General features: G+C 64.1%; 23 protein-coding genes. 11 read left to right on the plus strand and 12 right to left on the minus strand.

The genetic code is table 11. From position 1 onward, the window contains the following. Nucleotides 1-10: 10 nt before the first annotated feature. Complete coding sequence (locus AC1DW2_RS18550) at nucleotides 11-520, minus strand: porin (protein ID WP_063983916.1); 510 nt, start codon at nucleotides 518-520, stop codon at nucleotides 11-13. A 51-nt stretch (nucleotides 521-571) separates the two neighbouring features. Further along, complete coding sequence (locus AC1DW2_RS18555; RefSeq protein ID WP_477006862.1) at nucleotides 572-1,300, minus strand: outer membrane protein; 729 nt, start codon at nucleotides 1,298-1,300, stop codon at nucleotides 572-574. A 568-nt stretch (nucleotides 1,301-1,868) separates the two neighbouring features. Between AC1DW2_RS18555 and AC1DW2_RS18560 the strand changes: the two genes are divergently transcribed. Continuing rightward, entirely contained in the window at nucleotides 1,869-3,080 is a 1,212-nt protein-coding gene (locus AC1DW2_RS18560; protein WP_477006863.1) for an acyl-CoA dehydrogenase family protein, read from the plus strand. Between the two features lie 660 nt (nucleotides 3,081-3,740). On the opposite strand, the gene AC1DW2_RS18565 is transcribed toward AC1DW2_RS18560, so the two are convergent. From AC1DW2_RS18565 to AC1DW2_RS18580, 4 genes are read right to left on the minus strand one after another with little or no spacing between them, the layout of a single operon-like run. Beyond that, entirely contained in the window at nucleotides 3,741-4,607 is an 867-nt protein-coding gene (locus tag AC1DW2_RS18565; RefSeq protein WP_166352395.1) for an efflux RND transporter periplasmic adaptor subunit, read from the minus strand. Then, nucleotides 4,604-4,810 carry a DUF1656 domain-containing protein gene (locus AC1DW2_RS18570; RefSeq protein WP_028146630.1) on the minus strand — a complete coding sequence of 69 codons (207 nt, stop codon included), beginning with the start codon at nucleotides 4,808-4,810 and terminating at the stop codon, nucleotides 4,604-4,606. The genes AC1DW2_RS18565 and AC1DW2_RS18570 overlap by 4 nt, the downstream gene beginning before the upstream one ends. Then, complete coding sequence (locus AC1DW2_RS18575; RefSeq protein WP_477006864.1) at nucleotides 4,807-6,858, minus strand: FUSC family protein; 2,052 nt, start codon at nucleotides 6,856-6,858, stop codon at nucleotides 4,807-4,809. The genes AC1DW2_RS18570 and AC1DW2_RS18575 overlap by 4 nt, the downstream gene beginning before the upstream one ends. A gap of 1 nt (nucleotide 6,859) precedes the next feature. Beyond that, nucleotides 6,860-7,333: a MarR family winged helix-turn-helix transcriptional regulator gene (locus tag AC1DW2_RS18580; protein WP_063983920.1), complete on the minus strand. Its 474-nt coding sequence runs from the start codon at nucleotides 7,331-7,333 to the stop codon at nucleotides 6,860-6,862. A 92-nt stretch (nucleotides 7,334-7,425) separates the two neighbouring features. On the opposite strand from AC1DW2_RS18580, the gene AC1DW2_RS18585 reads away from it, so the two are divergent. Then, the gene (locus AC1DW2_RS18585) at nucleotides 7,426-8,652 is read left to right on the plus strand and encodes an MFS transporter (protein ID WP_477006865.1); all 1,227 of its coding nucleotides are present in this window, start codon (nucleotides 7,426-7,428) and stop codon (nucleotides 8,650-8,652) included. 10 nt (nucleotides 8,653-8,662) lie between these two features. Here the strand turns inward: AC1DW2_RS18585 and AC1DW2_RS18590 are convergent, their stop codons facing one another. After that, nucleotides 8,663-9,571: an amino acid ABC transporter substrate-binding protein gene (locus AC1DW2_RS18590; RefSeq protein WP_477006866.1), complete on the minus strand. Its 909-nt coding sequence runs from the start codon at nucleotides 9,569-9,571 to the stop codon at nucleotides 8,663-8,665. 355 nt (nucleotides 9,572-9,926) lie between these two features. Between AC1DW2_RS18590 and AC1DW2_RS18595 the strand changes: the two genes are divergently transcribed. The 5 genes from AC1DW2_RS18595 to AC1DW2_RS18615 are packed head-to-tail and all read left to right on the plus strand — an operon-like array spanning nucleotide 9,927 to nucleotide 14,446. Continuing rightward, nucleotides 9,927-10,721 carry an ABC transporter ATP-binding protein gene (locus AC1DW2_RS18595; protein ID WP_477006867.1) on the plus strand — a complete coding sequence of 265 codons (795 nt, stop codon included), beginning with the start codon at nucleotides 9,927-9,929 and terminating at the stop codon, nucleotides 10,719-10,721. After that, entirely contained in the window at nucleotides 10,718-11,461 is a 744-nt protein-coding gene (locus AC1DW2_RS18600; RefSeq protein WP_477006868.1) for an ABC transporter ATP-binding protein, read from the plus strand. Before AC1DW2_RS18595 ends, AC1DW2_RS18600 begins: the two co-directional genes overlap by 4 nt. Then, nucleotides 11,458-12,312, plus strand: coding sequence for a branched-chain amino acid ABC transporter permease (locus AC1DW2_RS18605; protein ID WP_477006869.1), 855 nt, complete (start codon nucleotides 11,458-11,460; stop codon nucleotides 12,310-12,312). Before AC1DW2_RS18600 ends, AC1DW2_RS18605 begins: the two co-directional genes overlap by 4 nt. After that, nucleotides 12,309-13,286: a branched-chain amino acid ABC transporter permease gene (locus AC1DW2_RS18610; RefSeq protein ID WP_166094753.1), complete on the plus strand. Its 978-nt coding sequence runs from the start codon at nucleotides 12,309-12,311 to the stop codon at nucleotides 13,284-13,286. Before AC1DW2_RS18605 ends, AC1DW2_RS18610 begins: the two co-directional genes overlap by 4 nt. A 20-nt stretch (nucleotides 13,287-13,306) precedes the next feature. Further along, nucleotides 13,307-14,446 (plus strand): ABC transporter substrate-binding protein, encoded by a 1,140-nt coding sequence (locus AC1DW2_RS18615; RefSeq protein ID WP_477006870.1) that lies wholly within the window; start codon nucleotides 13,307-13,309, stop codon nucleotides 14,444-14,446. 68 nt (nucleotides 14,447-14,514) lie between these two features. Here AC1DW2_RS18615 and AC1DW2_RS18620 read toward each other — a convergent pair whose 3' ends face one another. From AC1DW2_RS18620 to AC1DW2_RS18635, 4 genes are read right to left on the minus strand one after another with little or no spacing between them, the layout of a single operon-like run. Then, nucleotides 14,515-15,954 (minus strand): amidohydrolase family protein, encoded by a 1,440-nt coding sequence (locus AC1DW2_RS18620; protein WP_477006871.1) that lies wholly within the window; start codon nucleotides 15,952-15,954, stop codon nucleotides 14,515-14,517. A gap of 27 nt (nucleotides 15,955-15,981) precedes the next feature. Then, nucleotides 15,982-17,007, minus strand: coding sequence for an ABC transporter substrate-binding protein (locus tag AC1DW2_RS18625; RefSeq protein ID WP_477006872.1), 1,026 nt, complete (start codon nucleotides 17,005-17,007; stop codon nucleotides 15,982-15,984). 40 nt (nucleotides 17,008-17,047) lie between these two features. After that, entirely contained in the window at nucleotides 17,048-17,824 is a 777-nt protein-coding gene (locus tag AC1DW2_RS18630; protein ID WP_028146641.1) for an ABC transporter permease, read from the minus strand. After that, nucleotides 17,824-18,681 carry an ABC transporter ATP-binding protein gene (locus AC1DW2_RS18635; protein ID WP_477006873.1) on the minus strand — a complete coding sequence of 286 codons (858 nt, stop codon included), beginning with the start codon at nucleotides 18,679-18,681 and terminating at the stop codon, nucleotides 17,824-17,826. The genes AC1DW2_RS18630 and AC1DW2_RS18635 overlap by 1 nt, the downstream gene beginning before the upstream one ends. 198 nt (nucleotides 18,682-18,879) lie before the next feature. Here AC1DW2_RS18635 and AC1DW2_RS18640 point away from each other — a divergent pair, with 198 nt between their 5' ends. Continuing rightward, nucleotides 18,880-19,638 (plus strand): GntR family transcriptional regulator, encoded by a 759-nt coding sequence (locus AC1DW2_RS18640; protein ID WP_477006874.1) that lies wholly within the window; start codon nucleotides 18,880-18,882, stop codon nucleotides 19,636-19,638. Here the strand turns inward: AC1DW2_RS18640 and AC1DW2_RS18645 are convergent. Next, complete coding sequence (locus AC1DW2_RS18645) at nucleotides 19,635-20,051, minus strand: nuclear transport factor 2-like protein (RefSeq protein ID WP_477006875.1); 417 nt, start codon at nucleotides 20,049-20,051, stop codon at nucleotides 19,635-19,637. The two genes, AC1DW2_RS18640 and AC1DW2_RS18645, sit on opposite strands and share 4 nt — an antisense overlap. Before the next feature lie 148 nt (nucleotides 20,052-20,199). Here AC1DW2_RS18645 and AC1DW2_RS18650 point away from each other — a divergent pair, with 148 nt between their 5' ends. The 3 genes from AC1DW2_RS18650 to AC1DW2_RS18660 all read left to right on the plus strand — a co-directional run bounded on the left by AC1DW2_RS18650 (nucleotide 20,200) and on the right by AC1DW2_RS18660 (nucleotide 23,182). After that, on the plus strand, nucleotides 20,200-21,438 hold the full coding sequence (locus AC1DW2_RS18650; RefSeq protein WP_477006876.1) for an amidohydrolase family protein: 1,239 nt from the start codon (nucleotides 20,200-20,202) through the stop codon (nucleotides 21,436-21,438). Nucleotides 21,439-21,511: 73 nt separating this feature from the next. Next, nucleotides 21,512-22,717 carry an amidohydrolase family protein gene (locus AC1DW2_RS18655; RefSeq protein WP_477006877.1) on the plus strand — a complete coding sequence of 402 codons (1,206 nt, stop codon included), beginning with the start codon at nucleotides 21,512-21,514 and terminating at the stop codon, nucleotides 22,715-22,717. A 153-nt stretch (nucleotides 22,718-22,870) separates the two neighbouring features. Next, the gene (locus AC1DW2_RS18660) at nucleotides 22,871-23,182 is read left to right on the plus strand and encodes a hypothetical protein (RefSeq protein WP_071915057.1); all 312 of its coding nucleotides are present in this window, start codon (nucleotides 22,871-22,873) and stop codon (nucleotides 23,180-23,182) included. Nucleotides 23,183-23,186: the final 4 nt, after the last annotated feature.

Below are 23,186 nucleotides of genomic sequence, written 5' to 3' on the forward strand. Positions count from 1 at the left end.
GTCGCGTGCATCACCAGGCGTACATGAACCCCGCGCGGCCGAGGCCACGGACGTCACTCCACGATTGCGCCGGGATCGCCGTGCCGAATTCCGTCTGCGTGCGGTTGGTGAGGGACGTGAGGCTTCCCTTGTCGAGGCCGAGCGAGAAGCCGCCCGAGAACACGAAATTGCCGGAGACCCGCACGAGCCCTGAGAAGCCCGCTGCGTGCTGGCCGTCATAGGTCGCCCAGTGGGTCGAGACCGCGTAATTGGTGCCGGTCGGAAGCCACGGCGCGACGAGCGACGCGGCCATCGCGGTGCCGGTCGAAGCGCGGGTCTGCGCACGCGCGAGATCGAACTGGTTCGTCGCGATCTGGTTGGCGTTGGTGCAGGTGTCGGTGCCCGGAATGTAGAAGAAGCCGGCGCCGTACAAGGAGCAGACCTTGACGTACTCGACTGGAGCGGCGGCGTGGCTTGGTGCGGCGATCATGGCGCCGAGGCCGGCGGTGACGACTGCGGCGATCTTGGACATGGTGGACATGACGTTGTCTCCGAGGATTTCTGTTGAATGTTGTTTCGATGTGCCGGGGAATTAACGCGGGAGGCCACCGTCGCCGTTGAAGCGGATGTTGATGCCGGCCTTCACCACCTGGACGAAATGCTTGATCTCGGACGTCGTGTCCGCGCTCACCCAGTGGAGCGTTTCGGTGGGGAGAAAGATCGCGTTGTATTCGACCTTGGCGGAGACGTTGCGCAGGAAGGCCACTTCCAGGCCGACGCCGCCGACGGCACCGAACAGCTCGCGGTTGTAGTTGGTGATCTCCGGGGTGAACCGCGACGAGAGCTCCATGCGGGCATAGGCGGCACCGCCCTTGGCATAGGCGAGCCATTGGCCCGATGCGTAGCCGACACGGCCCGTCGCGGTCGCAAGGGCGGTGTAGCCGACCCCGTTGGTGGTGCTCGACGTGAGAAGGGGCGAGGTGCTGGTGTTGCCCTTCACGAAGGACCAGGAGCCGTCGACCTCGGCACCAAGGACATAGTTGCCCAGCTGCCAATTGTAGCCGAGCTGCCCGCCCGCGAGCGGTCCGTTGTAGTAGGCAAAGAACGGATTGTTGGCGGGGCTGTTGAGGGGATCGCGAAACTCCGACTTCCCCCATCCCCAGCCGCCATGGACACCGGCGTAGAATCCAGACCAGGAGACGACGGGTGCAGGCAGCGGACCGCCGGCGAAAGCAGGTGAAGTGATAATCGCGCTCACCGCTGCAACGGCGGCGGCGAGTCTGATGCGGTGAGTGACGGAACGTCCTGATTGCGTGTGCATGTCGATGTCCATTTCCTTTTCGAATTAAAGATTGCTTCTCGTATAGTTCTCTATTTTAGATTGTGCCTTGAGATGCAACGTTTGGATCAAGCCCTTGCTTGCTTTTGAACGAACGAAACCGGCGACCGCGCAGCTTGCGGATCGACGGGACGAACTACCGGTTGTTGGAAGAACCCGCGCGCAGTCTAGGACAATGCGCTCCGCGTCCTATCGACTGGCGAACTAGGGGCGCGCGATCCGTAAGGATGTGCTTCCGTAGTCCCCTTGTGTTGTCATGACTGCTGCCCCCACTTTTGATTGAGGCCGATCTTAGGCACGACCTTTCGGATTGCCAGTCGCGTCAAAGTCACAGTTGCCGATTGTTTCCCACGCGCTTCTCATTCGGTGCACAAACGCAAGACAACGCATGAATGGGCGTTAATATCGCTACGCAACAGGTGAGCTCTGACGCGATTTGCGCGGAGCCGCGCCGATGAAAATGCGATGAGGCAAGCGCCGCTATCGCCGACTCGATTCTGATGCAGGCCGGCCCCGCGTGCAGGCGCTGCTTGATCTACAGGAGGTCCAGATGCTCTACCCGATGTCGCCCAAAGTCGTCGAACTCAAGCGCAAGCTCGAAAGTTTCATGGACCGGCACATCTATCCGAACGAGGAGCGCTTCTATCGCGAAGCGGAAGAGCTCGGACCGTGGAAGGTCTATCCCGTCGTCGAGGAGCTGAAGCCGCTGGCGCGCGCCGAAGGTCTCTGGAATTTGTTCCTGCCGGAGTCCGGCCACGGCGCGGGTCTCACCAATCTCGAATATGCCCCGCTCTGCGAGGTGATGGGGCGCACGCATCTGGCGCCCGAAGTGTTCAACTGCTCGGCGCCCGACACAGGCAACATGGAGGTGCTGGAGCGCTATGGCACGGAGAAGGACAAGGAGCGCTGGCTGAAGCCGCTGCTCGCTGGCGAAATCCGCTCCTGCTTCGCCATGACCGAGCCCGCGGTCGCATCATCCGATGCGACGAACATCGAAAGCTCGATCGTGCGCGACGGCGACCATTACGTCATCAACGGGCGGAAATGGTACACGACCAACGCGACCGACCCGCGCTGCAAGATCTGCATCTTCATGGGCAAGACCGATCCGGACAATCCCGACCGCCACAAGCAGCAATCCATGATCCTGGTGCCGATGGACACGCCGGGCATCGAGGTCAAGCGTCCGCTGCCCGTGTTCGGCTTCTACGGCGTGCCCGACCGCGCTTCCGAGGTCGTCTTTACCAATGTGCGCGTGCCCAAGGAGAACATGCTGCTGGGCGAAGGCCGTGGCTTCGAGATCGCACAAGGCCGCCTCGGCCCCGGCCGCATCCATCACTGCATGCGGCTGATTGGCCTTGCCGAGCGCACGTTGGAAAAGATGTGCCGCCGCGTGCGCAGCCGCGTGGCCTTCGGCAAACCGGTCTCGGAGCAGACCGTGACGCAGGAGCGAATCGCGGAAGCCCGCATCATGATCGAGCAGGCCCGGCTGCTGACGCTCAACGCCGCCTATGCGATGGACACGGTCGGCAACAAGGTCGCGAAGGCGGAGATCGCGATGATCAAGGTCGCCGTGCCCAACATGGCCTGCCAGATCATCGACTGGGCCATCCAGGCCCATGGCGGCGGCGGCACCTCGAACGATTTTGGCTTGACCCAAGCCTACGCGACCGCGCGCCTGCTGCGGCTTGCCGATGGGCCGGATGAGGTGCACCGAAACCAGATCGCTCGGTTCGAGCTGAAGAAATACACGAATGCCTGAGCAGACGCTGGTTCGTCAGTCCCGAACGGAACGCCTGAACGTCGAAGTCTAATCGATGCTTGGCGGCTCCTGGATGGGTGCAGACACATTTTGCTTCGAAATCGCTTCGAGCATCGCTCCGAAAATGATGATCGGCAGATAGAACGCAAGCATGATCGTATTCCTCCTGCTGTGACAACCTTGGCCTGCAGGACCAGGTTCCTCAAATTGACACTCGCCCGCCTCGGAACAATTTCGTCGCTTACCTAGCTACCGACGAAACCGAGTCGCAGGCAGTATCATGAACGCATCGCGTCAATCGCATGGGCGATCAGAACGACTACGCTCGCGGCAATGAGAAACACAAACAACCAGCTCATGTCCGCCTCCGATCCCGGAAGTGAACGCGGTCATCCATGCACAGTCAAAAACCATCGGTCTGGAACCGCTATTCAACGGCTGGCTGATGCTTCGCAGCAACATTTGCGTCCGCTCGCGGCTCTATCGGCAGAATGCCAAAAGGAGCAACGCGCCGACGACGCAGGCTGCCAGGACTAAAAACCAAACGCCCATACGGTCCCCCGACTCACACAAGCGCGTCAGGATTAGCCCTGCGATTTGGCTTGGAAACGCCTGTTGGCGGTTTTCCCCAAGCCAGGCGCGATCCATGGGCTCGTTGCGTTAGTCCAATACCTCTACCGTCGCGGAGCGGCCGGCGACGAGCGACATGGTGTCGGGGACATTGTCCAGCGCGATGCGCACGGGGACGCGCTGGGCGAGCCGCACCCAGCTGAAGGTCGGGTTGACATTGGCAAGCAGGTTCGCGCCCTCAGCGCGGTCGCGGTCCTCGATGCCGGCGGCGATGCTCTCGACATGGCCCGACAGCGTGACCGTTTCGCCCATCAGGCGGACCCGCACCTTGTCGCCGGTGCGGATGCGCGCGAGCTTGGTCTCTTCGAAATAACCCTCCACGTGCAACGTATCCGTGTCGACCAGCGCCATCACGCCCTTGCCGGCCGTGACGTAAGCGCCGGGACGCAGATCCATGTTGGTGATGACACCGTTCACGGAGGCGTGGACCTCGCTGCGATCGAGGTTGAGCTGGGCGACCGCGCGGTCGGCGACGGCCTGATCGAACGCCGCCTTGGCCTGGAGCTGGGTGGCCAACACCTGCTCCTGCTTCTGCTGCGACACCGCGTCGGTGGTCAGCGCGCTGTAGCGCTTCAAATCGGAATTGGCCTGGTCGAGCGTGGCCTGATGACCCGCCACCGATGCATCGGCTTGCCGCAAGGCCAGCGCGAAACGTTCGCGATCAATCCGGAACAGCACATCGCCGCGATGGACTTTCTGGTTGTCCTTGACCAGCACCTCCGTAACGAACCCGGAGACGTCAGGCGCGACCTGCACCACGTCGGCACGGACGCGGCCGTCGCGGGTCCAAGGCTGCTCCATGTAATAGACCCAAAGTTCACGGCCGACCGCGAGCGCGGCGACGACGGCGAGAACGGTCAGCGCAAGGCGGCCAAACCAGGCGAAATTCCCCTTCATGGCAAAAACTCCGAGAGATAGACGACGCCGCCGAGAAGACAGACGAAAATCGCGAAATCGAACAGCGCACGGTGCCAGACCAGCCGGTAGAGGTCGAAGCGCTGCATGAGCCGGCGCAGGATCGCGCTCAGGACATAGGCGACGATGATCCACAGCAGTAACGCCGGCACGAGCACGCCATAGATGTCGATCACGTATCTCATGCGGCAACACTCGCGCCTGTACGCGGCCGGTAGGCCGGTGCGTCCGGGAACAGGCCGCGGCGGATGCCGACGAGGCCGATCAGAGCGTCTTCGCGCGCGCGGTCATTGGAATCCGTCACCGCCTTGGCCAGCGCCCGATCGACGCTGGTCAACAGCTCGGTCGGCATTCCTCCACCGGCATGGCTGCGGCAAGCGATCGCGAGCTGATCAAGCATGTCGTCGATGACGGCAATGGTGGTTGCGGCAAGCCCATAGCGGGCGCGGCGCAGGTCGATGATATTGATCCCGATTCGAAGCTGCACGAGGCTGTCGGCATCGTGGCGATCGCTCTCGGAGAGGAAGGCGATGCGCTGCACCAGCAGCCCGAGCCGATGCAGCATGAGGCCCGCAAACTCCGCCCGATCATGCTTGCCACGGCGCTCGGCAGCGACCGCGAGCGTCTTCCAGCTCGACAGCACCAGGCGATGGGCGACCCACTCCGCGCCCACGCCGCGCGCGATCCGCGTCACGAGCTCGGCGATCACGACGCCGACGAAGAAGGCGACCGCGGAATTGGCATAGGATGCGAAATCCGCGCTGTAGGTCGATTGCAGCGCCAACAGCGTTGCGGTGTTGGCCGCGAGGGCCATGCCTGTTCCCGCCGTTGCCGGCCGTCCGATCAGGAAGCCGTAGAGCAGGAAGGTCGGCGCCAGCGCGACGATCAGAACCTCGATATGAGAGATCGCGGGCACCAGCGCGAACAGATAGATCGCGACGACCACGATGGCGACCAGCGACCACAGGCCGAAACTGCGGATGAAACGTGCGGGCTCGTCCTGCGCGGCAAAGAAGGAGCACGCGACCGCCGCCATCATCGGCGCCGACGCCCCGTCGGGCCAGCCGGTCCCGATCCAGAACGCGCAGCAGATCAGGATGGCCGTGGCCGCGCCTGCTGCCGACCACAAGGCAAGGCCACGGTCGCGATGACGCACCGGCGCGGCGCCGGCCTCGGAACGGAAGGCCAGGTCGAGCGTCGAAACATTGCGGCTCTCGGCGATGGCCTCGCTGAGCACGCGGCAGTCGCGCGAGAGGTCGACCAGCTCGCGCAGCCGCAACAGCAGGCTCGTGGTGATGATCCGCTCCCATGAGGCGCTGTCATCGAGCACCGCCTGTCGCTCTGCAATCATGGCGCGGATCGGCTGGGCCGGTTGCCGCGCGCCGACATCGCTCGCAATCCATTGCGCAAGATCCTCCAGCAGCCGCTTCAGCTCGGGCTGCCGGCGCAACGCCTCCTTCCCCAGCGCTGCCAGCCGATCCTCCAGCGAGGCGATCACCGGCAACAGCATCAGCATGCGCAGCCGGATCTCGCCGAGGCCAGTCACCACATTGCGATCGGTCAGCCGGTCATACGCGAGATGAGTGGAAAGCGTGTCGATCTCGACGATGTCGGTCGCAAGCTTGAGTCGCCTGCCGCGGCGCGTTTCACTCGTTCCCTGACGAAGCAGCACCGCCTGGCTCACGCGCTGCGCATCCGACAGCCAGGCGTCGACGCGATTGGCAACGGCTGGCGCGACGCTGCGGGGAAAGACGATGGTGGAGACGAGGCTCGCGCAGATGATGCCGAGGGAAATCTCCTCCACCCGCGCAATGGCGGTATCGAAGATGGCGCCGGGCTCGGAGACGGAGGGAAACCCGATCAACGCGACCGTGTATCCCGCCAGCATGAAGACATAGCTGCGCGGCGTGCCATCCAGCAGCGACAGATAGAGGCAGAGCCCGACCCAGAGCGCGATCGCGAGGCAAAGCAATTCCGGCGCATCGATCAGGTTCGGCACCAGCGCCACCGTCATGGTGGCGCCGACCAGCGTGCCCATGACGCGGAAGAACGCCTTTGAGCTGGTCGCGCCCGCCAGCGGCTGCGAGGTGATGTAGACCGTCGCCATCGCCCAATAGGGCCGCGGCAGGTCCATGGCGAAGGCAATGACGAGCGCCAGCATCGACGCTGCAAACGTCTTCAACGCAAAAATGACGTCCGCGTGGCGGACCAGGAACGGCTCGTCTGCGCGCATGCTATTTCGTCTCTGGACCGGTCTTGGTGTCCTGCAGGCGACTGGCCCGCTGCTCGATGCGCTGAAGAGTTTCGAAGGTTATCGCAAGTTCGTCCGCGCCGATATCCTTGAGCAGGCTCGCCCGGACCCGGCGCAGCACCCGGTTGGTCTCTTCGACCTTGACCTCGCCCGCTTTGGTCAGATGTAGCGTTTTGGCACGGCGGTCGCTCGGATCCTCGCGACGTTCAACCAGCCCCTCGGCCTCGAGCAGATCGATCAACCGGACCAGCGACGGCCCCTCGATGCCGAGTTCGTCGGCAAGCACGCCCTGGCGCACGTTCTCGCCCTGCCGCGACAGCACCAGCAGCGGAATCGCGGTCGCATAGGACAGGCCGTGATCGGACAGCGCCTGATCCGACTCGCGGCGCCAGATGCGGGCCAGTCGCGCGATCAGACGGCCGATCTCGCCGTGGATATGAGCCTGCGAGGGAGCCATGCAAATTAGATAGGACGCGAACTATTAGCCTGCAACTATATAATCCGGCGTGTCGCAATCGATCACGCAAATGCGAACGAGGACAGCGCTGGATGGGACCGGGTTCCGCGACCGAGGCAAGGGAGACGATAGCGGGCGAGAGCACGCTGACGCTGGTCCCGACCTTCGTGGTCGTCGCTGTGGACGCCACGGGCATGGGAATCATCCTGCCGCTGCTGCCGTTCTATTCGCAGCGGCTCGGCGCGACGCCGTTCCTGCTTGGCGCGCTGATCTCGGCTTATGCCGTCTGTCAGCTCGTTGCCGGCCCCGTGGTCGGCATGCTCTCGGATCGCTACGGCCGGCGGAAGGTTCTGGTCGTCAGCCAGATCGGGACTTTCATCGGCTTCATCCTGCTCGCATTGGCGGGCAACCTGACGCTGGTGTTCCTGGCACGCATCATCGACGGCCTGACATCAGGCAACATCTCGGTCGCTCACGCCTATGCCGCCGAGCACAGCGCGCCGGCAACACGCAAGCAGGCCCTCGGCATGACCAGCGGTGCGATCGGAACCGGGCTGCTGCTCGGCCCTGCTCTCTCGAGCTTCCTCGTGCACTACGGCCAGACCGCGCCGGTGTGGGCCGCGGCCGCGCTCTCGCTGATCAGCATCGTTGCGACGATCGCCCTGCTCCCGCCGGATCACCCGGCGTCCGAGCCGCTCTACCAGCATCGCGTACCAGAGCCGACGCTGACCCGCAGCCTGCTCGGCCTGCGCTATGCCTGGCGGCTGCTCGGCCTGCTCATCGTGTTCTTCTTCGTCAACTCGATGTTCCTGTCGCAGATCGGCCTGTTCCTGTCGGCGCGGTTCTCCTGGGACGGACATCCCTTCGGCGCGCGCGAGCTGGGCTGGATGTTCGCCTATGCCGGCTTCATCAACATGGTGGTTCAGGGACTGCTCATCACGCGTGTGAGCATCATCGCGTCAGACCGCAGCATCGTGATGGCCGCGTTCGCTTGCATGGGTCTCGGATTTGCCGGACTTGCGGCCCGCGACAATGTCGGCCTGCTCGCGATCAACCTGACACTGATCATCGTCGGCACCATGTTCGCGCGCAGCACGCTGACGGCCGAGCTGTCGCGCTCGACCGCAATCAACCGGCAGGGCATGATCATGGGCCTCAACCAGTCCCTGATGTCGGGTGCGAATATCAGCGCACCGCTCCTGAGCGGCGCGCTGATCGGTCATCGGCTGTTCGCGACCTGGGCGCTCGCCATGGCCGCGATTGCGGTGATCGGCGCGGCGCTGGCGGGCCAATTGCTGGACACGCCGCGGGCGCGCTAGCGCCCTCGCCTCAGTTCACCACGTAGACGTCAGGATCGGCGCTCGAGCTCGGCTTCCTGAAGGCGTTGCGCAAGGCCGCCGACATCGGGACATTGTAGTTGAGGCCGTTCGGCGGGGTCGGCGATTCCAGCCAGCGCTTGTAGAGCACCTCGATCTCCGGGCTCGCGTAAAGCTCCGCGGTCGCGCGATCGGCCAGCGCCTTGAACGGCGCATCCTCCCGCCGCAGCATGATCCCGAAGGGCTCGGCCTTCGAGAACGTCTCTTCGCTGATCATGAACAGCGCCGGCTCCTTCGAGCGCGCAATCGCGACCGCAAGCTGGACGTCGTCGAGCGCGTAAGCCTGAGCGCGGTCGGTTTCCAGCAGCAGGAACGCTTCGGCCTGATCCACGGCCGGCATTATTCTGATGCCGAGATTTCGCTCGGTGTTGACCTTGGCGAGCTGATTCAGGTTGACCGAGCCTGCCACCGCCGTGACGGCCTTGCCCTTGAGATCGTCGATGGTGTTGATCTTCGCGGCCTTCTTGGCCGCAAACCGCGTCGCGCTGAGGAAATGCGTGTTGGTGAAGGCGACCTGCTTCTGGCGGTCGGCGTTGTTTGTTGTCGCCGAGCAGTGCAGATCGAGGGTGCCGTTGACCATCAGCGGAATCCGGTTCGACGACGTCACGGCGAGCGTGTCGACGCCGATGTCGGGCATGCTGAGCTGCTTCTTCACGGCATCCACGATCTTGAGGCAGATATCCATCGCAAAGCCGATCGGCTTCTGGTTGCCGTCGAGATAGCTGAAGGGGACCGAGGCCTCCTGATAGCCCAGCGTGATCTTCTTCGTCTCCTTGACCTTCTGGAGCGTGCCCGACAGGTCCTCGGCTGAAGCTGCGCCCGCAAGACATGTGACGGCCAGGATAATTGTGGGAAGACGCATCGCAGGGCTCCTCAAGGGGGTCATGGGCTGCGCCGCGGCGCAACTCCAGGGTTCATAGCCCACAGCCCGGATGATCGCCAGACGAGGTTCCGTCTATCAGCTATTGCGGTTTTGTATGTACCACTGCGGGAGAAAATACCGTACAGCGCCGTCAGGGTTGAGCGCGCCGCAGCGCAGGCGTCTCTGGTCTGACAACCAGTCAGCACAAGTTTTCGGAGTTGGCGCGCAATACCTTGCCTCTCGCGAGGCTGCCTCTCTCCTGCGATTTGATCCCGCATCGATTGCCGTGCGCTGCCTCGCCAAAAAGGACCGGTTGCCGTAAGCGCGGCCGGGACAACAAGGGATGGACGGCCGGGTGGCAAGTTCCGGGGAAACGCGTCGCGGCGCGAACGAGGTGCTGCGCGTCGAAGGGCTGACCGTGCAGTATGGCGCGCTCGTCGCCCTGCGCGACGTGAGCTGGTCAGTCCATAACGACGAGATCCTCGGCATCATCGGCCCGAACGGCGCGGGAAAAAGCAGCTGCTTCGCCGCCGTCACCAATGCCGTCACCCATCGCGGCCGCACATTCCTCGACAAGGCCGACGTCTCGGCGCTCCGGACGTTCGACCTCGCCGGCCGCGGCCTGCGCCGCACCTTTCAGCAGAACTCGTTCTTCGGCGAACTGACCGTCCTGCAGAACGCGGTCTCGGCCATCTTCCGCGATTTCTCGACCGATCTCGCCACATCCCTGTTCGCGCCCTGGCGCGAGGCCACCACGCGCCGCGCAGCCGAACTGGCGGCCGCACAACTGCTCGACTTCTTCGGCATCGCCCGGCAGTACCACGACCAGCTTCCCGGCGATATTCCCTACGGCGTGCAGCGCCTGCTCTCGGTCGCACTCGCCTATGGCGCCGGCGCAAAGGTGCTCCTGCTCGATGAACCCGCGGCCGGCCTCAGCGGCGGCGACATGAAGAAGCTCGCCGACGTCCTGATTGGCCTGCGCAAGCGTAACCTCGCCCTCGTCGTCATCGAGCACCACATGGACCTCATCATGTCGATTGCCGATCGCATCGTCATGATCGACCAGGGTGCGATGCTGGCGACGGGAACGCCTGTTGACATCCAGCGCGATCCCCGCGTGCGCGAAGCCTATCTGGGACGCGACGAATGAGCGGCGTACTCCAGAGCGACGGTCTCTCGGTCCGCTACGCAGGCAATGTCGCGGTGTCAGGCGTTAATATCGGCGTGCCCGCGGGGCGAATGGTCGGCCTCGTCGGCGCCAACGGCGCCGGCAAGACCACGCTGGTCAATGCGCTCGCCGGCTGGTCCCGTGGCAGCGCCGTGGTCACCGGCAGCGTCCAGCTCGAAGGACGCAGCATCGAGAAACTCGCCGCGCACGAGCGGGTGGCGCGCGGCCTTACGCTGGTGCCGGAAGGCAAGAACATCTTTGCGGAGCTGAACGTCGACGAGAACCTGGCACTGGTGCGGCCGCCCGCGGACACGATCGGCCGGCATCTCTTCACCATCCCCGAGGTTTTCGAGTTCTTCCCGCGCCTCGCCGAGCGGCGCTCGCACAAGGGCGCGGCGCTCTCCGGCGGCGAGCGGCAGATGCTCGCGGTCGGGCGCGCCTTGCTCGCCGGCCCGCGCGTGCTGATGCTGGACGAGCCTTCTGCGGGCCTCGCGCCCCGGCTGATCACCGACCTGCTCTCCCGCATCCGCCTGCTGGTCGATCGCGGCCTGCCGGTGCTGCTGGTCGAGCAGAACGTCAAGGCGGCGCTGAAGGTGGTCGACCACCTCTACCTGCTCGAACGAGGCAAGATCGTCGGCGAAGGTCCTGCCGACGTCATGGCCGCGGACCATCGCATCATCGAGGCCTATCTCGGCACCATCGCCGATGGAACGCCGGCATGAATATCGCGCAGCAGGTCATCAACGGCATCGTGCTTGGCTCCGGTTATGCCTGCATCGCGCTGGGCTGGACCATTTTGCTCGGCGTCGCGCGGCTGGTGAATTTCGCCCATGGCCAACTCTACATGCTCGGCGCCTTCGTCACCTGGTATGCCATCACCAAACTGGGCCTGCCCTACCCGCTCGCCATTCTGGTGGCGATCATCGTGCTCGGCGTCATCGGCCTCCTGATGCAGAGCGCGATGATGCGCCTGGTCATGACGCAAAACCTCACCAGCCTGATGATCGTGACGCTCGGCCTCGGCTACGTCCTGCAGGGCGGCAGTGCGCTGATCTTCGGCGGCAATCCGCAGACGCTGCCCGGAACATTGGCGCGCGCCAAGATCGACATCGGTCCGCTCTGGTTCACCTGGCAGGACGTGCTGGTGCTGGTCGTCACCCTTCTCCTCTATGGCGCGGTCTGGCTGTTTACCCAACGCACCCGCTTCGGCTCGGTCATCCGTGCCGTCGCCGAAGACCCGAAGCTCGCGGAGCTGTTCGGAATCAACGCAAAATTCGTCTATCTCGGCGTCTTCGTGTTCGAGTGTTCCGCGGTCGCGCTGGGGGCGGCGCTGGTGGCGCCCCGCTCGCCGATCCTGACCAGCATGGGCTTCAACGAGGTCATCATGACCTTTGTCGTGGTCGTGCTCGGCGGCATCGGCTCGATCGGCGGCGCGCTCGCAGCCGGGCTCGGGCTCGGCCTGTTCACCGCCTTCTTCGGCGCGTTCGTCGCGCCGGCCTATACGACGGCGGCGGCCTTTGCGCTGTTGCTGGCGCTGCTCGTGATCCGTCCCGCGGGGCTTGCAACCAAATGACCGCGATCGAATCCCCGCAACCCGCCTCGATCCCGTTCCTGCGCCTCGCCGCAGTCGCGGCCTTCGTCGTGATCGGCTTCCTCCTGCCGCGCCTGCTCGGCGGTACCTCAGTCGCATATTCCACGCTGACCACGATCGCGATCTTCGCGGTGATGTGCTACGGCGCCGACATCGTGCTGTCCTATCTCGGCGAGGTCAGCCTCGGCCACACCGTGTTCTGGGCGATCGGCGGCTATGCGGCCGCGAACCTCTCGGTCAAATACGGCCTGAACGGCTGGGCGACGGCGGCCGCGACGATCGCGCTGTGCCTCGCGGCCGCGGCCTTCCTCGGCGCCGTCACTTTGCGGACTCGCGAGTTCGTGTTCTCCCTCGTGACCTATGCGGCCGCCGTGGTCGCCTACGAGATCGCGTTCAACTGGGACGCCGTCGGTGGGTCCGACGGCATCGTCGGCATTCCGTCGCTGAAGCTCCCATTGCTCGTGACCAACTTCTCCGGCGCGATGCAGGAAGATCTCTGGCCGATCGCCTTCGCGCTGCTGCTGCTCACTCTCGCCTTCATCGCGCGCTTCCGCCGCTCGCGGCTGGGTACCACCGCGCTGATGGTACAGATGAACCCCGCGCTGGCCGCAAGCCTCGGCGTCGATCCGCGCCGGATCAGGCTCTCCGTGTTCGTGATCTCGGCACCGATCACCGGGCTTGCCGGCTGGCTTTACGCCTATCAGCGCGCCTATGTCGGCCCCGACATGTTCGAGTCCTACTTCCTCGTCATGATGCTCACCGCGATCGTGCTGGTCGGGCGCCGTATCCTGCTCGGCCCCTTGATCGGCACCGCCCTCCTGATTGTCCAGCAGAACTTGCTGTCGCTCGGCGGCGACTGGAACAAGATCGTGTTGGGATCGGTGCTGGCGCTCGTCCTGATCTTCTGGCCCGCCGGGCTCGTGGGCCTCTACCGCCGTATCACCAAGAAGACGTAGAACGCATTGGGAGGAAGCGCATGCACAAGACGAAACTGGCTCTCGCGCTATTATTGGGTCTCGCATCTGTGCCTGCCGTGGCACAGGACATCAAGGTCGGCACCATCTTTCCACTCAGCGGCGGCGCCGGCCCTGATGGCCAGACCGTGACCAACGCCGTCAAGCTGATGGTCCAACAGATCAACGACAAGGGCGGCCTGCTCGGCCGCAAGCTGACGGTGATCTCCAAGGACGACGAGAGCACGCCCGCGGTCGGCGTCAGCCGCGCCAACGAGATGGCTGCCGAGAAGGCGGACATCGTCATCGAAGGCTGGAACTCACCGGTCACGTTGGCGATGCAGCCGATTCTCGCCCGCGGCAACATTCTCGACTTCACCGCGGTCTCGAAGTCGGATCTGATCCTCAGCGGCGAGACGAACCCWTACGCGATGCGCATCAACAGCTCGAACGGCTTCGATGCGGAAGTCATCGCAAAATACGTCGCCCAGACGATGAAGGCGAAGAAAATCGCGTTCCTCACCCAGAACGACGTCTATGGCAACGGCTTTCAGACCGCCGTCGAGGCCGAATTCAAGAAGATGAACTTTTCGGGCGAAGTCATCATGACCGAAAAGTTCGCGTTCAAGGACACCGATTTCCGCGTCCAGCTGACCAATATCAAGGGGGCCAATCCAGACGCCGTCATCGTCACTAGTTCGTCGAATTCCTCAGGCCTTCCCGCGCTGGTCGATCAGTATCGCCAGGCCGGCATAAAATCCACCTTCGTCGGCGCCGTCGGCATCATGCTGAGCACCGTGTACAAGGTCGCCGGCGACGCCAACAACGGCGTGATATCGGCCGACATCTTTTTCCCCGATCTGCCGCCGTTCACGACGCAGCCGGAGAGCGTAGCGTTCGTCGCCGCCTACAAGAAGGCCTACGGCGTTGATCCGGACAAGAGCGCCGCGCTCGGCGCCGCCGCCGTGCAGGTGTGGGCGCAGGCGGTCGAACAGACCAAGTCGCTCGATCGCAAGACCGTGGCAGAGGCGATCCGCGGCAAGCCCGTCAAGGGCACCGTGTTCGGCGACGTCCAGTTCCTGCCGAACGGCCAGATGCAGCCTCGCTATGTCGTTTTCGAGGTGGTCGACGGCAAGAGCGCCAAGCTCAAGGCATTGCAGTAACGACGGCATTCGAGCCTTTGGGAGCGCCCGCCTGGTCGTCAGGCGGGCGTTCTTTGATCGTGTCCCATTTATTCGCAGGTGAGCTGCTGCTCGAACCAGCCGGAAACCCGCTCCGACAGCGGCGGCCACATGCGCTGAAAACTTCCGAGCTTGCCGACATTGGCGCGGTACATCGCCCGCAACTCCTGCTCGATGGCCGGCAGGTCAACGCCCATGCAGGCCCCGTCCTTCGCGATCGTCTTGCCGGCGACGACGACCTCCTTCACCAGCGACGCATTGCCCCGCGCGAACAGAAGCGCCATGGGGTCGACGGGCATGATCTGATCTCGATCCAGCCGGTCGAGGTCGATCACGACGAAATCGGCGGGATTGCCTGCGACGAGCGCGCCGCTCCCAGGCGCGCCGGTGGCACGGCGCCCATTGCGGACAGCAAGCGCGAACAGCTCGGCCGGCGTCCAGGTCGCCTTGAAGCCGAGGCCGCCATGGGCCATCTGCACCAGCCGCATCTCGCGCAGGATGTCGTCGTCCTCGTCCAGCGCCAACCCGTCGACGCCGACCGCGATGGCGCAGCCACATTTGTGTGCGGCGGCGATCGGGGCGAGCCCCGAGCGCAGATGCATGTTCGAGCTGAAATTGGTGACGATGCGCGCGCCGGAGGCCGCGATCATCTCCAGCTCATCGGGACGGGCGTGGATGCAGTGCGCCAGCGTCAGCCGCTCCGAGAGGAAGCCGATATCGCGCAGCCAACGCACCATGTCCGGAAAGTTTTGGTCGGCCCAGGCGCGCTGATAGACGGTCTCCAGCAGATGCATGTGAATGCGGCGGCCCGTCTGCGCCGAGTTCTCGGCGACCGCCTCCAGCAGCGGCTTCGAACACCATTGCACGCCGGCGGGTCCAAGCTGCACGTCGACCATCGGACCGGAGATGGCGGCGGCAATCGCATCGGTCAGCTCGATATAGGCCTTCGGAGACATCGGCGCGCGGACAAAGAGGTCTTCGACGGTCTTGCGGTCGTCACTGGGGAGGCCGGAGAGAATCGGCTCGGCATCGCCATAAACGATCGGATTCCGGTCCCGCACCGCGAGGGCAAATGCCACGCGGATGCCGACATCGGATGCCGCCCTCGCAATCGCCTTGGCTTCATCGAGCAACGGCATCGTCCCGCTTGGGCGGGTGTAGTGCACCATCATCGCCGCGCAACCAGCCCTGGCGGAACGTGCCAGCGCGGAGGCCGCGGTCAGATAGGGGTCGATGGGCGAACCGAGCGCGGTGCGCAGGATCCAGCTTTCGAGGGGCATGCCGACCGCCCCGAAAGACGAGGCGGTCGCGCGCGCATGGTCATGGGCGTTGACGAAGGCAGGAATGACGAAGGAGCGAGGCCCGCCAGCAGGCCCCGCTCCTTCAAGAATGTCGGTGATGATACCGTTATCGTGCCGCAGCACGACATTGTCGGTCACACCGAGATCAGGGCCACGGAACAGGCTGGTTGCCGCAATCTCCGTGGCCATGACCGTCTCTCCAAAGATCTGTGAAGATCAGTTGGCAGTATACACCAGCTCCCGCTCCGCACGCGGCGGCAGGAACTCGCGCGAGAACACCTCTGCGGGCGTCGGCGCGCGGGCGAGCTGATAGCCCTCGACCACGATGCCGATGGCGCGCGTCATGCGGTCATCCTTGATGTCGCCGATGCCAATCTCTTTCATCTCCGGCGAGACGATGAGCTTGTCGAAGGAATATTGCAGCCGGCGCTTCTCGACGGCGACGTCGATCAGATTGTCGTAATTCAGCGCGGCCTTCATGCCGGCGTTCTGATCCTTGGCCACCGCAATCGCGCCCTTGTTGATGGCGCGCACGAGGCCGGCCACCGCCTTCGGATTGGACGCGATCAGCTTTTTCGAGACCATCACGCCGTTGGAATAGAGATCGAGGCCGTACTCACTGAACGAGAACCATTTGAAATCCTTGTCCGGGTCCTGGCGGTTCAGCACCAGGTTGAAATAGCTGGTGATGTTGAACACGAGCGCCGCGTCGATATCGCCCTTGATCAGCATCGGCTCCTGCAGGTTCGGGGCCATATTGGAGATCTTGATCTTCTCGCCGTCGAGCCCGTTCTTGCGAGTGAACACCGGCAACAGCCGCGTCGTCGGCGTGCCCTGCGCGCCGCCCAGCGTGTGGCCCTCGAAATCCTTGATGGTGTTGATGCCGCTGGTCTTCTTGGCGACGATTGCAAACGGCGGCTGGTTCCACATCATGTAGACCATGACCGGCGCCTCCTGCGGCTTGGTCGAGGCGTTCTGGATGATGGCGTTGACGTCGCCGAAGCCGGCGTCATAGGCCCCCGACATCACGCGCGTGACAGTGGCGCCGGAGCCCTCGCCCTGGTCGATGACGACGTTGAGGCCTTCCTCTTTAAAATAGCCGTTGTCCTTGGCGTAGAAGAACGCGGCATCGCTGCCTTGCGTCTTCCAGCCCAGCGTGAACTTGATCGTGGTTTCCTCGGCCGTGGCAGCGCCCGCGGACAGGGCCAATCCCAACAGCGCGACAGTTACTTTTCTCAACATCGAGACCTCCTCAAGCTTCGTTGCGTGACGGTTCAGAAATTCAGGTGGCGATCACGTCGTTCTTGCGCGTGGCCCAGCCGGTGACACGCCCTTCGATCAGCGAGAACACGGCATAGAGCGCGACACCAAGGCCGGCGAGCACAAACAGGCCGGCGAACACCAGCGGCACATTGAAATTGGAGGACGCCGTCATCATGACGTTGCCGATGCCGCGGTTGGAGGCGACCGTCTCCGACAGCACGGCGCCGACGAAGGCGTAGGAGATCGCGACCTTCAGCGAGGCGAAGAAGAACGGCATGGTCCTGGGCAGACCGACGTTCCAGAGGATGTCGAACTTGCTGGCGCCGAGCGCCTTCAATACGTCTTCGAGCTCGGGCTCGGTGGTCGCGAGGCCCGTGGCGATATTGACGACGATCGGGAAGAAGCAGATTGACAGCGCGGTCAGCACCGCCGGCACCGTGCCGGAGCCGAACCACAGCACGAAGATCGGCACCACCGCGACCTTGGGGATCGAGGAGAAGCCGATCAGCAGCGGATAGCAGGTGTCATAGGCCGTCTTGGACACGCCGATGATGGCGCCGAGGGCGACCCCAAGCGCAACGCCGAGGACGAAGCCGAACATGGTGGTCGCGAGCGTCTGCACGATGTGCGGCCACAGCACCGGGAAGCGCTGGAACAGCGTGACAAAAACCTGCGACGGCCGCGGCAGCACCAGGTCCGACATGCCGGTCATCAGGCAGAACAGCTCCCAGGCGACGAAGAACAGCACGATCAGTCCCGCCGACCACGCCTTCTGCCTGATATCGATTCCGAACATCAGCCTGTCCCCTGTTGGGCTGCACTGCGCGCATCCTCGATGAAGGCGCGCAGCTTCTGGTTCAGCGCGACGAAATCCGGCTCGAAGGTCATTGCGACGGTGCGCGGCCGCGCGAACTCCACACGGCTGTCGTCGAGGATGCGGCCGGGACGCGCGCTCATCACGCAGATGCGGCTGGCGAGGAAACCGGCTTCACGCAAATCGTGCGTGACGAGCAGGACTGTCGGCTTGTGCGTCATCCAGAGGTTCTGGAGGATCGCCCACAGCTCCTCGCGGGTAAACTGGTCGAGCGCGCCGAAGGGCTCATCCAGCAGCAGCATCCGCGGCTCATGGATCAGCGCACGGCAGAGATTKGCGCGTTGGAGCATGCCGCCGGATAGCTGCCAGGGATAGCGACTGCCAAATCCTCTAAGACCGACCTGCTCCAGCAGCGTATTGGCCTTGTCGCGAAACTCGGTCTTTCGCAGCTTGCGGAAATTGGAGCGGAACGGCTCGACGATCTTCAGCGGCAACATGATGTTCCGCTCGATCGTCATCCACGGCAGCATGGTCGGGTTCTGAAAGGCCATGCCGACCCGCAGCGCCCGCRCCGCGACCTCGCGGCCGCCGACGATGACGACGCCGCTGGTCGGCTGCACCAGGCCGCTGACGAGACGCAAAATGGTCGATTTGCCGCATCCGGACGGGCCGACCAGTGCGACAAACTCGCCGTCGGCGATCCGCAACGTCGTCTTCGACAGAGCGGGCACGGCGTGGTCGCCGCGCCCGAAGGTCACGGAGGCCTCGGACAGCTCGATGGCAACAGGGCCGGAGCCTTCGGGAACGGGCCGGCCGTCAAATTGGGCGTTGGGTTGCATGCGCATAACAGCCAAAGTGCATGCAAGCTGGGTGCCAATCGATCGCCCCCGCACAATCAATGATTTGGCCAAACGACGCACCAAACGGCCGGATTCGATTTAGGCAATCCGGACGCCAAACTGCATGCAATTGGAGCGCTGGATTGGAGTAAGCCTGTGCTAAAGAGAGGTTTCGACCCTCCCCGCAAGGATTCGCCGATGGCGGCGCGCACCACCAGCAAGACCTCTGAATCATCGGACAAGGTCAGCGTGATCTGCCGCGCGCTCAGGCGCGCGATCATCGAGCAGGCGCTGGAGCCCGGCGCAAAGCTGCCCGAGGATGCGCTGGGCGAACGTTTCGGCGTCAGCCGCACCATCGCGCGCCACGCCCTGGGGCAGCTTGCTGCCGAGGGCCTGGTCGAGCTCCGTCGCAACCGGATTGCGGTGGTGGCGACGCCGAGCTGGCAGGAGGCGCGCGACGCATTTGATATCCGCATCCAGCTCGAGGGCCTTGTCGTCCGCCAGCTCGCGGGCAAGCTGAGCAAGAGCCAGATCGCCGAGCTGAATGCCCATGTCGACGCCGAGGACCGCGCGCGCGACGGCACGGACGCGGTTTCGATCCGGCTCGCCACCGAATTCCACATCCTGCTCGCGCACATGACGAACAGCCCGATCCTGGTGCGCTACGTCAGCGAGGTCGCCTATCGCTGCTGCCTGACGCTGTCGCTCTACAGCCGACCGCACTCAACCGAATGCGCGATCAACGAACACCGCGCCATCATCGCATCGCTCGCCAAGGGCGACGAAGCCAAGGTGATGCAATTGATGCATCATCATCTGGATTCCGTGGCCAATCGCGCATTGGTGGCTCCCACCCCGCAACGTGGCCGCGACCTGCTCGATATTCTCGCGCCCTATGCGGATGAAGTGACGAGCGACCGCGTCGTCAAGTTGCCGAAAGTGGCGCGAAGAGGTTAGGCTTCGATCCCGCGCTGGGCCAGAATGCGCTCGGCGCTGTCGTTCCAGACGTCCATCTTCACGATCTGCCCACCCCGCACGACGAAGCGATCGACATAGCGATTGCCCTCGAACGGCGTGCCGTCCATCCACTCGCCATAGAGCGTGCCGACGCTGTAGACGACCGTCTCGTCCGCGCCGGGGCAGACGTCGAACCGGTCCATCCTCTTCTTGACCCAGCGATAGCGCTTCGCATTGAAGCCGGTCGGGCCGCGCGGATGATCGAACTCGCGCCCGCCGGTAAACGTGATCACCGTGCCCGGCTTCATATAGGCCGCGGCGGCATCGGGATCGGGTATCATCGAGGCGGTGAGATAGGCCTCCACGATCTCAGCGTCGGTCATCGGGCGTTCGGCTTTTGCGGGGACAGACATGGTGGGCTCTCCGAGGTGCCGGCATTCTACAATTCACGCCCCAAAGTGCATGCACATTTTTTGAACAATTTGGTGGCATAATTGCACACAATCTGGAGCTGCCCGCTTCCCCAGCTTCCGCTAGGCTACCACAGCTGAATCCGACGCCATGACCGCCCAACCCGCCTTCGACCTGATCTTCCGCAACACGCTGTTGCGATCATCCGCCGCACCCGTCGATATCGGCGTGAGAGGCGGCCGCTTCGCCGCGATCGAGCCGCAGCTTGCCTGCGAGACTGTCGAGGTCGATGTCGGCGGGCGCCTCGCCCTGCCCGGGTTCGTCGACACCCACATCCATCTCGACAAGGCCTGCCTGCTCGGCCGCTGCGGGCACAATCACGGCAGCGTCTCGGACGCGATCCGCGCCGTGGCGGGGATGAAAAAGGACTTCACGGTCGAGGACGTCTATGCGCGCGGCGCAAAAGTGCTCGAACGCGCCATCGTGCACGGCACGACGCGCATGCGGCCCCATGTCGAGATCGACCCCCGCATTGCCTTGCGCGGCTTCGAGGCGGTCAAGGCGCTGAAGCGCGACTATGCCTGGGCCATCGACCTGTCGCTCTGTGTCTTCCCGCAGGAGGGCCTGACCAACGACCCCGGCAGCGAAGAGCTGCTGGTGCAGGCGCTGCGCGACGGTGGCGAAGCGATCGGCGGCTGTCCCTACATGGACACCGACCCGAACGCGCATCTCGAGCGCATCTTCGATCTCGCGCAGGAATTCGACGTCGACATCGATCTCCATCTCGATTTCGATCTCGACCCCTCCTGGTGGCACCTCGACGAGGTCTGCCGGCAGACCGAGCGGCGCAACTACCAGGGGCGCGTGGCGATCGGTCATGCCACAAAACTCTCGGCGCTGCCGCCGGAGCGGATGAAGGCGGCCACCGCGCAACTGGCGAAATCAGGCGTTGCCGTCACCGTGCTGCCGGCAACCGATCTCTATCTGATGGGCCGCGAAGCCACCCACAACGTGCCGCGCGGGCTGACGCTTGCCCACAAGCTCGCCGGCGACGGCGTACTGTGCTCGGTCGCCACCAACAACGTGCTCAACCCGTTCACGCCGTTCGGCGACGCGTCGCTGCTGCGGATGGCAAACTTCTATGCCAACGTCGCGCACGCCTCGGTCAGCGACTTCGATACCTGCCTCGATCTCGTGACCGAACTGCCGGCGCGGCTGATGAACCTTGGCGATTACGGCATCAAGGTCGGCAACCCCGCCGATCTCGTCGTGCTCGATACCCAGGACAGCCGCTTCGCCATCGCCGAGCTGCCGGACATCGTGATGGGCTTCAAGGCTGGCCGGCAGACGTTTGAGCGGCAGCGGCCCACTTTGTTCGGGCCGGGCTGACCGACTTTCCGCGCCTTGCGCCCGACCCGCGGCTTGCGCGATGATCTTCGCAATCGACCAACGGAGCAACCGGATGGCCTTCGACACGATCTTCCTGAACGCGCGCTTCGACGGCGGAGCCCGGCATCACATCGCCGTCGCGGACGGCCGCATCGCCGCGATCACGTCCGTCGATGAGCCTCCCGCCGCAAACGAGACCATCGACCTCGGCAACGTCCTCGTCGTTCCCGGCTTCGTCGAAGGCCACATCCATCTCGACACCAGCTTCTATGGCGACGCCTGGCGCCCGCACAAGCCATGCACCAACGGGTTCGACGTGCATGAGCGCGTCGCCTTCCAGGCCCAGAACATGGCCGTATCAGCGCCGATGGATGTGCGCGCACGCAACCAGCTCGACCTCTGCATCGGCCACGGCACCACGCAGATGCGCAGCCACGTCATGGTCGACGGCTCGGTCGGCCTGAAATCGCTCGAGACGATTTTGCGCGTGCGCGAGGAATACAAGGGCCTGATCGACATCCAGCTCGTCGCCTTCCCCCAGAGCGGCATCCTGATGAGCCCGGGCACGCCGCAATTGCTGGACGAGGCCATCGGGCTCGGCGCCGACCTCGTCGGCGGGCTCGATCCCGCGAGCTTCGATCGCGATATCGAGAAGCATCTCGACGTCGTGTTCGGCGTGGCCGGCAAGCACGGCGTCGACGTCGACATCCATCTGCATGACATGGGCACGCTGGGCGCGTTCGAAATCGAGCAGATCGCAGCGCGCACCCGCGCGCTCGGTATGGAGGGACGCGTTGCCGTCAGCCATGCCTACGGGCTCGGCGACATCCCCATGGATCAGCTCAAGAAGATCGCCGACACCCTCGCCCGCTCGGGCGTCGCGATCATGACCAATGCGCCGGGCGCCCGGCCCTTCCCGCCGATCCTGGCCCTGCGCAATGCCGGCGTCACCGTGTTCAGCGGCAACGACAACATCCGCGATTCCTGGTGGCCCTATGGCGACGGCGACATGCTGCGCCGGGCCACGACGCTCGGCTATCGCTCGGGCTTCAATATCGACGAAGAACTGCGCGTCGCGTTCGATGTCGTCACCGTATCAGGCGCAAAAGCGCTGCGGCTCGAAGGCTATGGCCTGCGCGTCGGCGCCAAGGCCGATTTCGTGACACTGAATGCCGAGCATATTCCTGAAGCCGTTGTCGGCGTGCCGCAAGGGCGCTCCGTGTACAAGGAAGGCAAGCTCGTCGCATGCGACGGTAAGATTGTCGGGAAGCGCCGCTAATGATCGGATCTTTTCCGTTCGATTATACCGCCAGCTTTCCTCACTCTCCAATCCGGTAGAATCCCTGACCGTAAATACGCGCATTGCACGACGGGCCAAGGAGATCATACTAAGACCCGCACTGACATCTGCGTTCTCTTGGGGAAGTATGAAATGTTCAGCGCATTCAGCAGCATCGATTACCATTCCATTCGGGCCAACACGCCCGCCGAGATGGCCATCAAGCGACTGACCGGCATCGGCGAAGTCTTGTCGGGCATCGACATATCGGCAATCCACACGCAGGACGACATGGCCCGCGCGCTGTTGACGCTCGATACGGCCGACAAATGCATTCGCACGATTCTCACCGAGTTCCGCACCGAGCGCACCACGGAAGTCGTCCGCGAAGCCACGAGCCTGATCAGCCTGATCGAGCTCGCGCGCGACGAACTCTCGGACTACGCGGCGGCAGCAGAGTCTTGAGCTG

This window comes from Bradyrhizobium sp. P3_C3 (assembly GCF_056402655.1).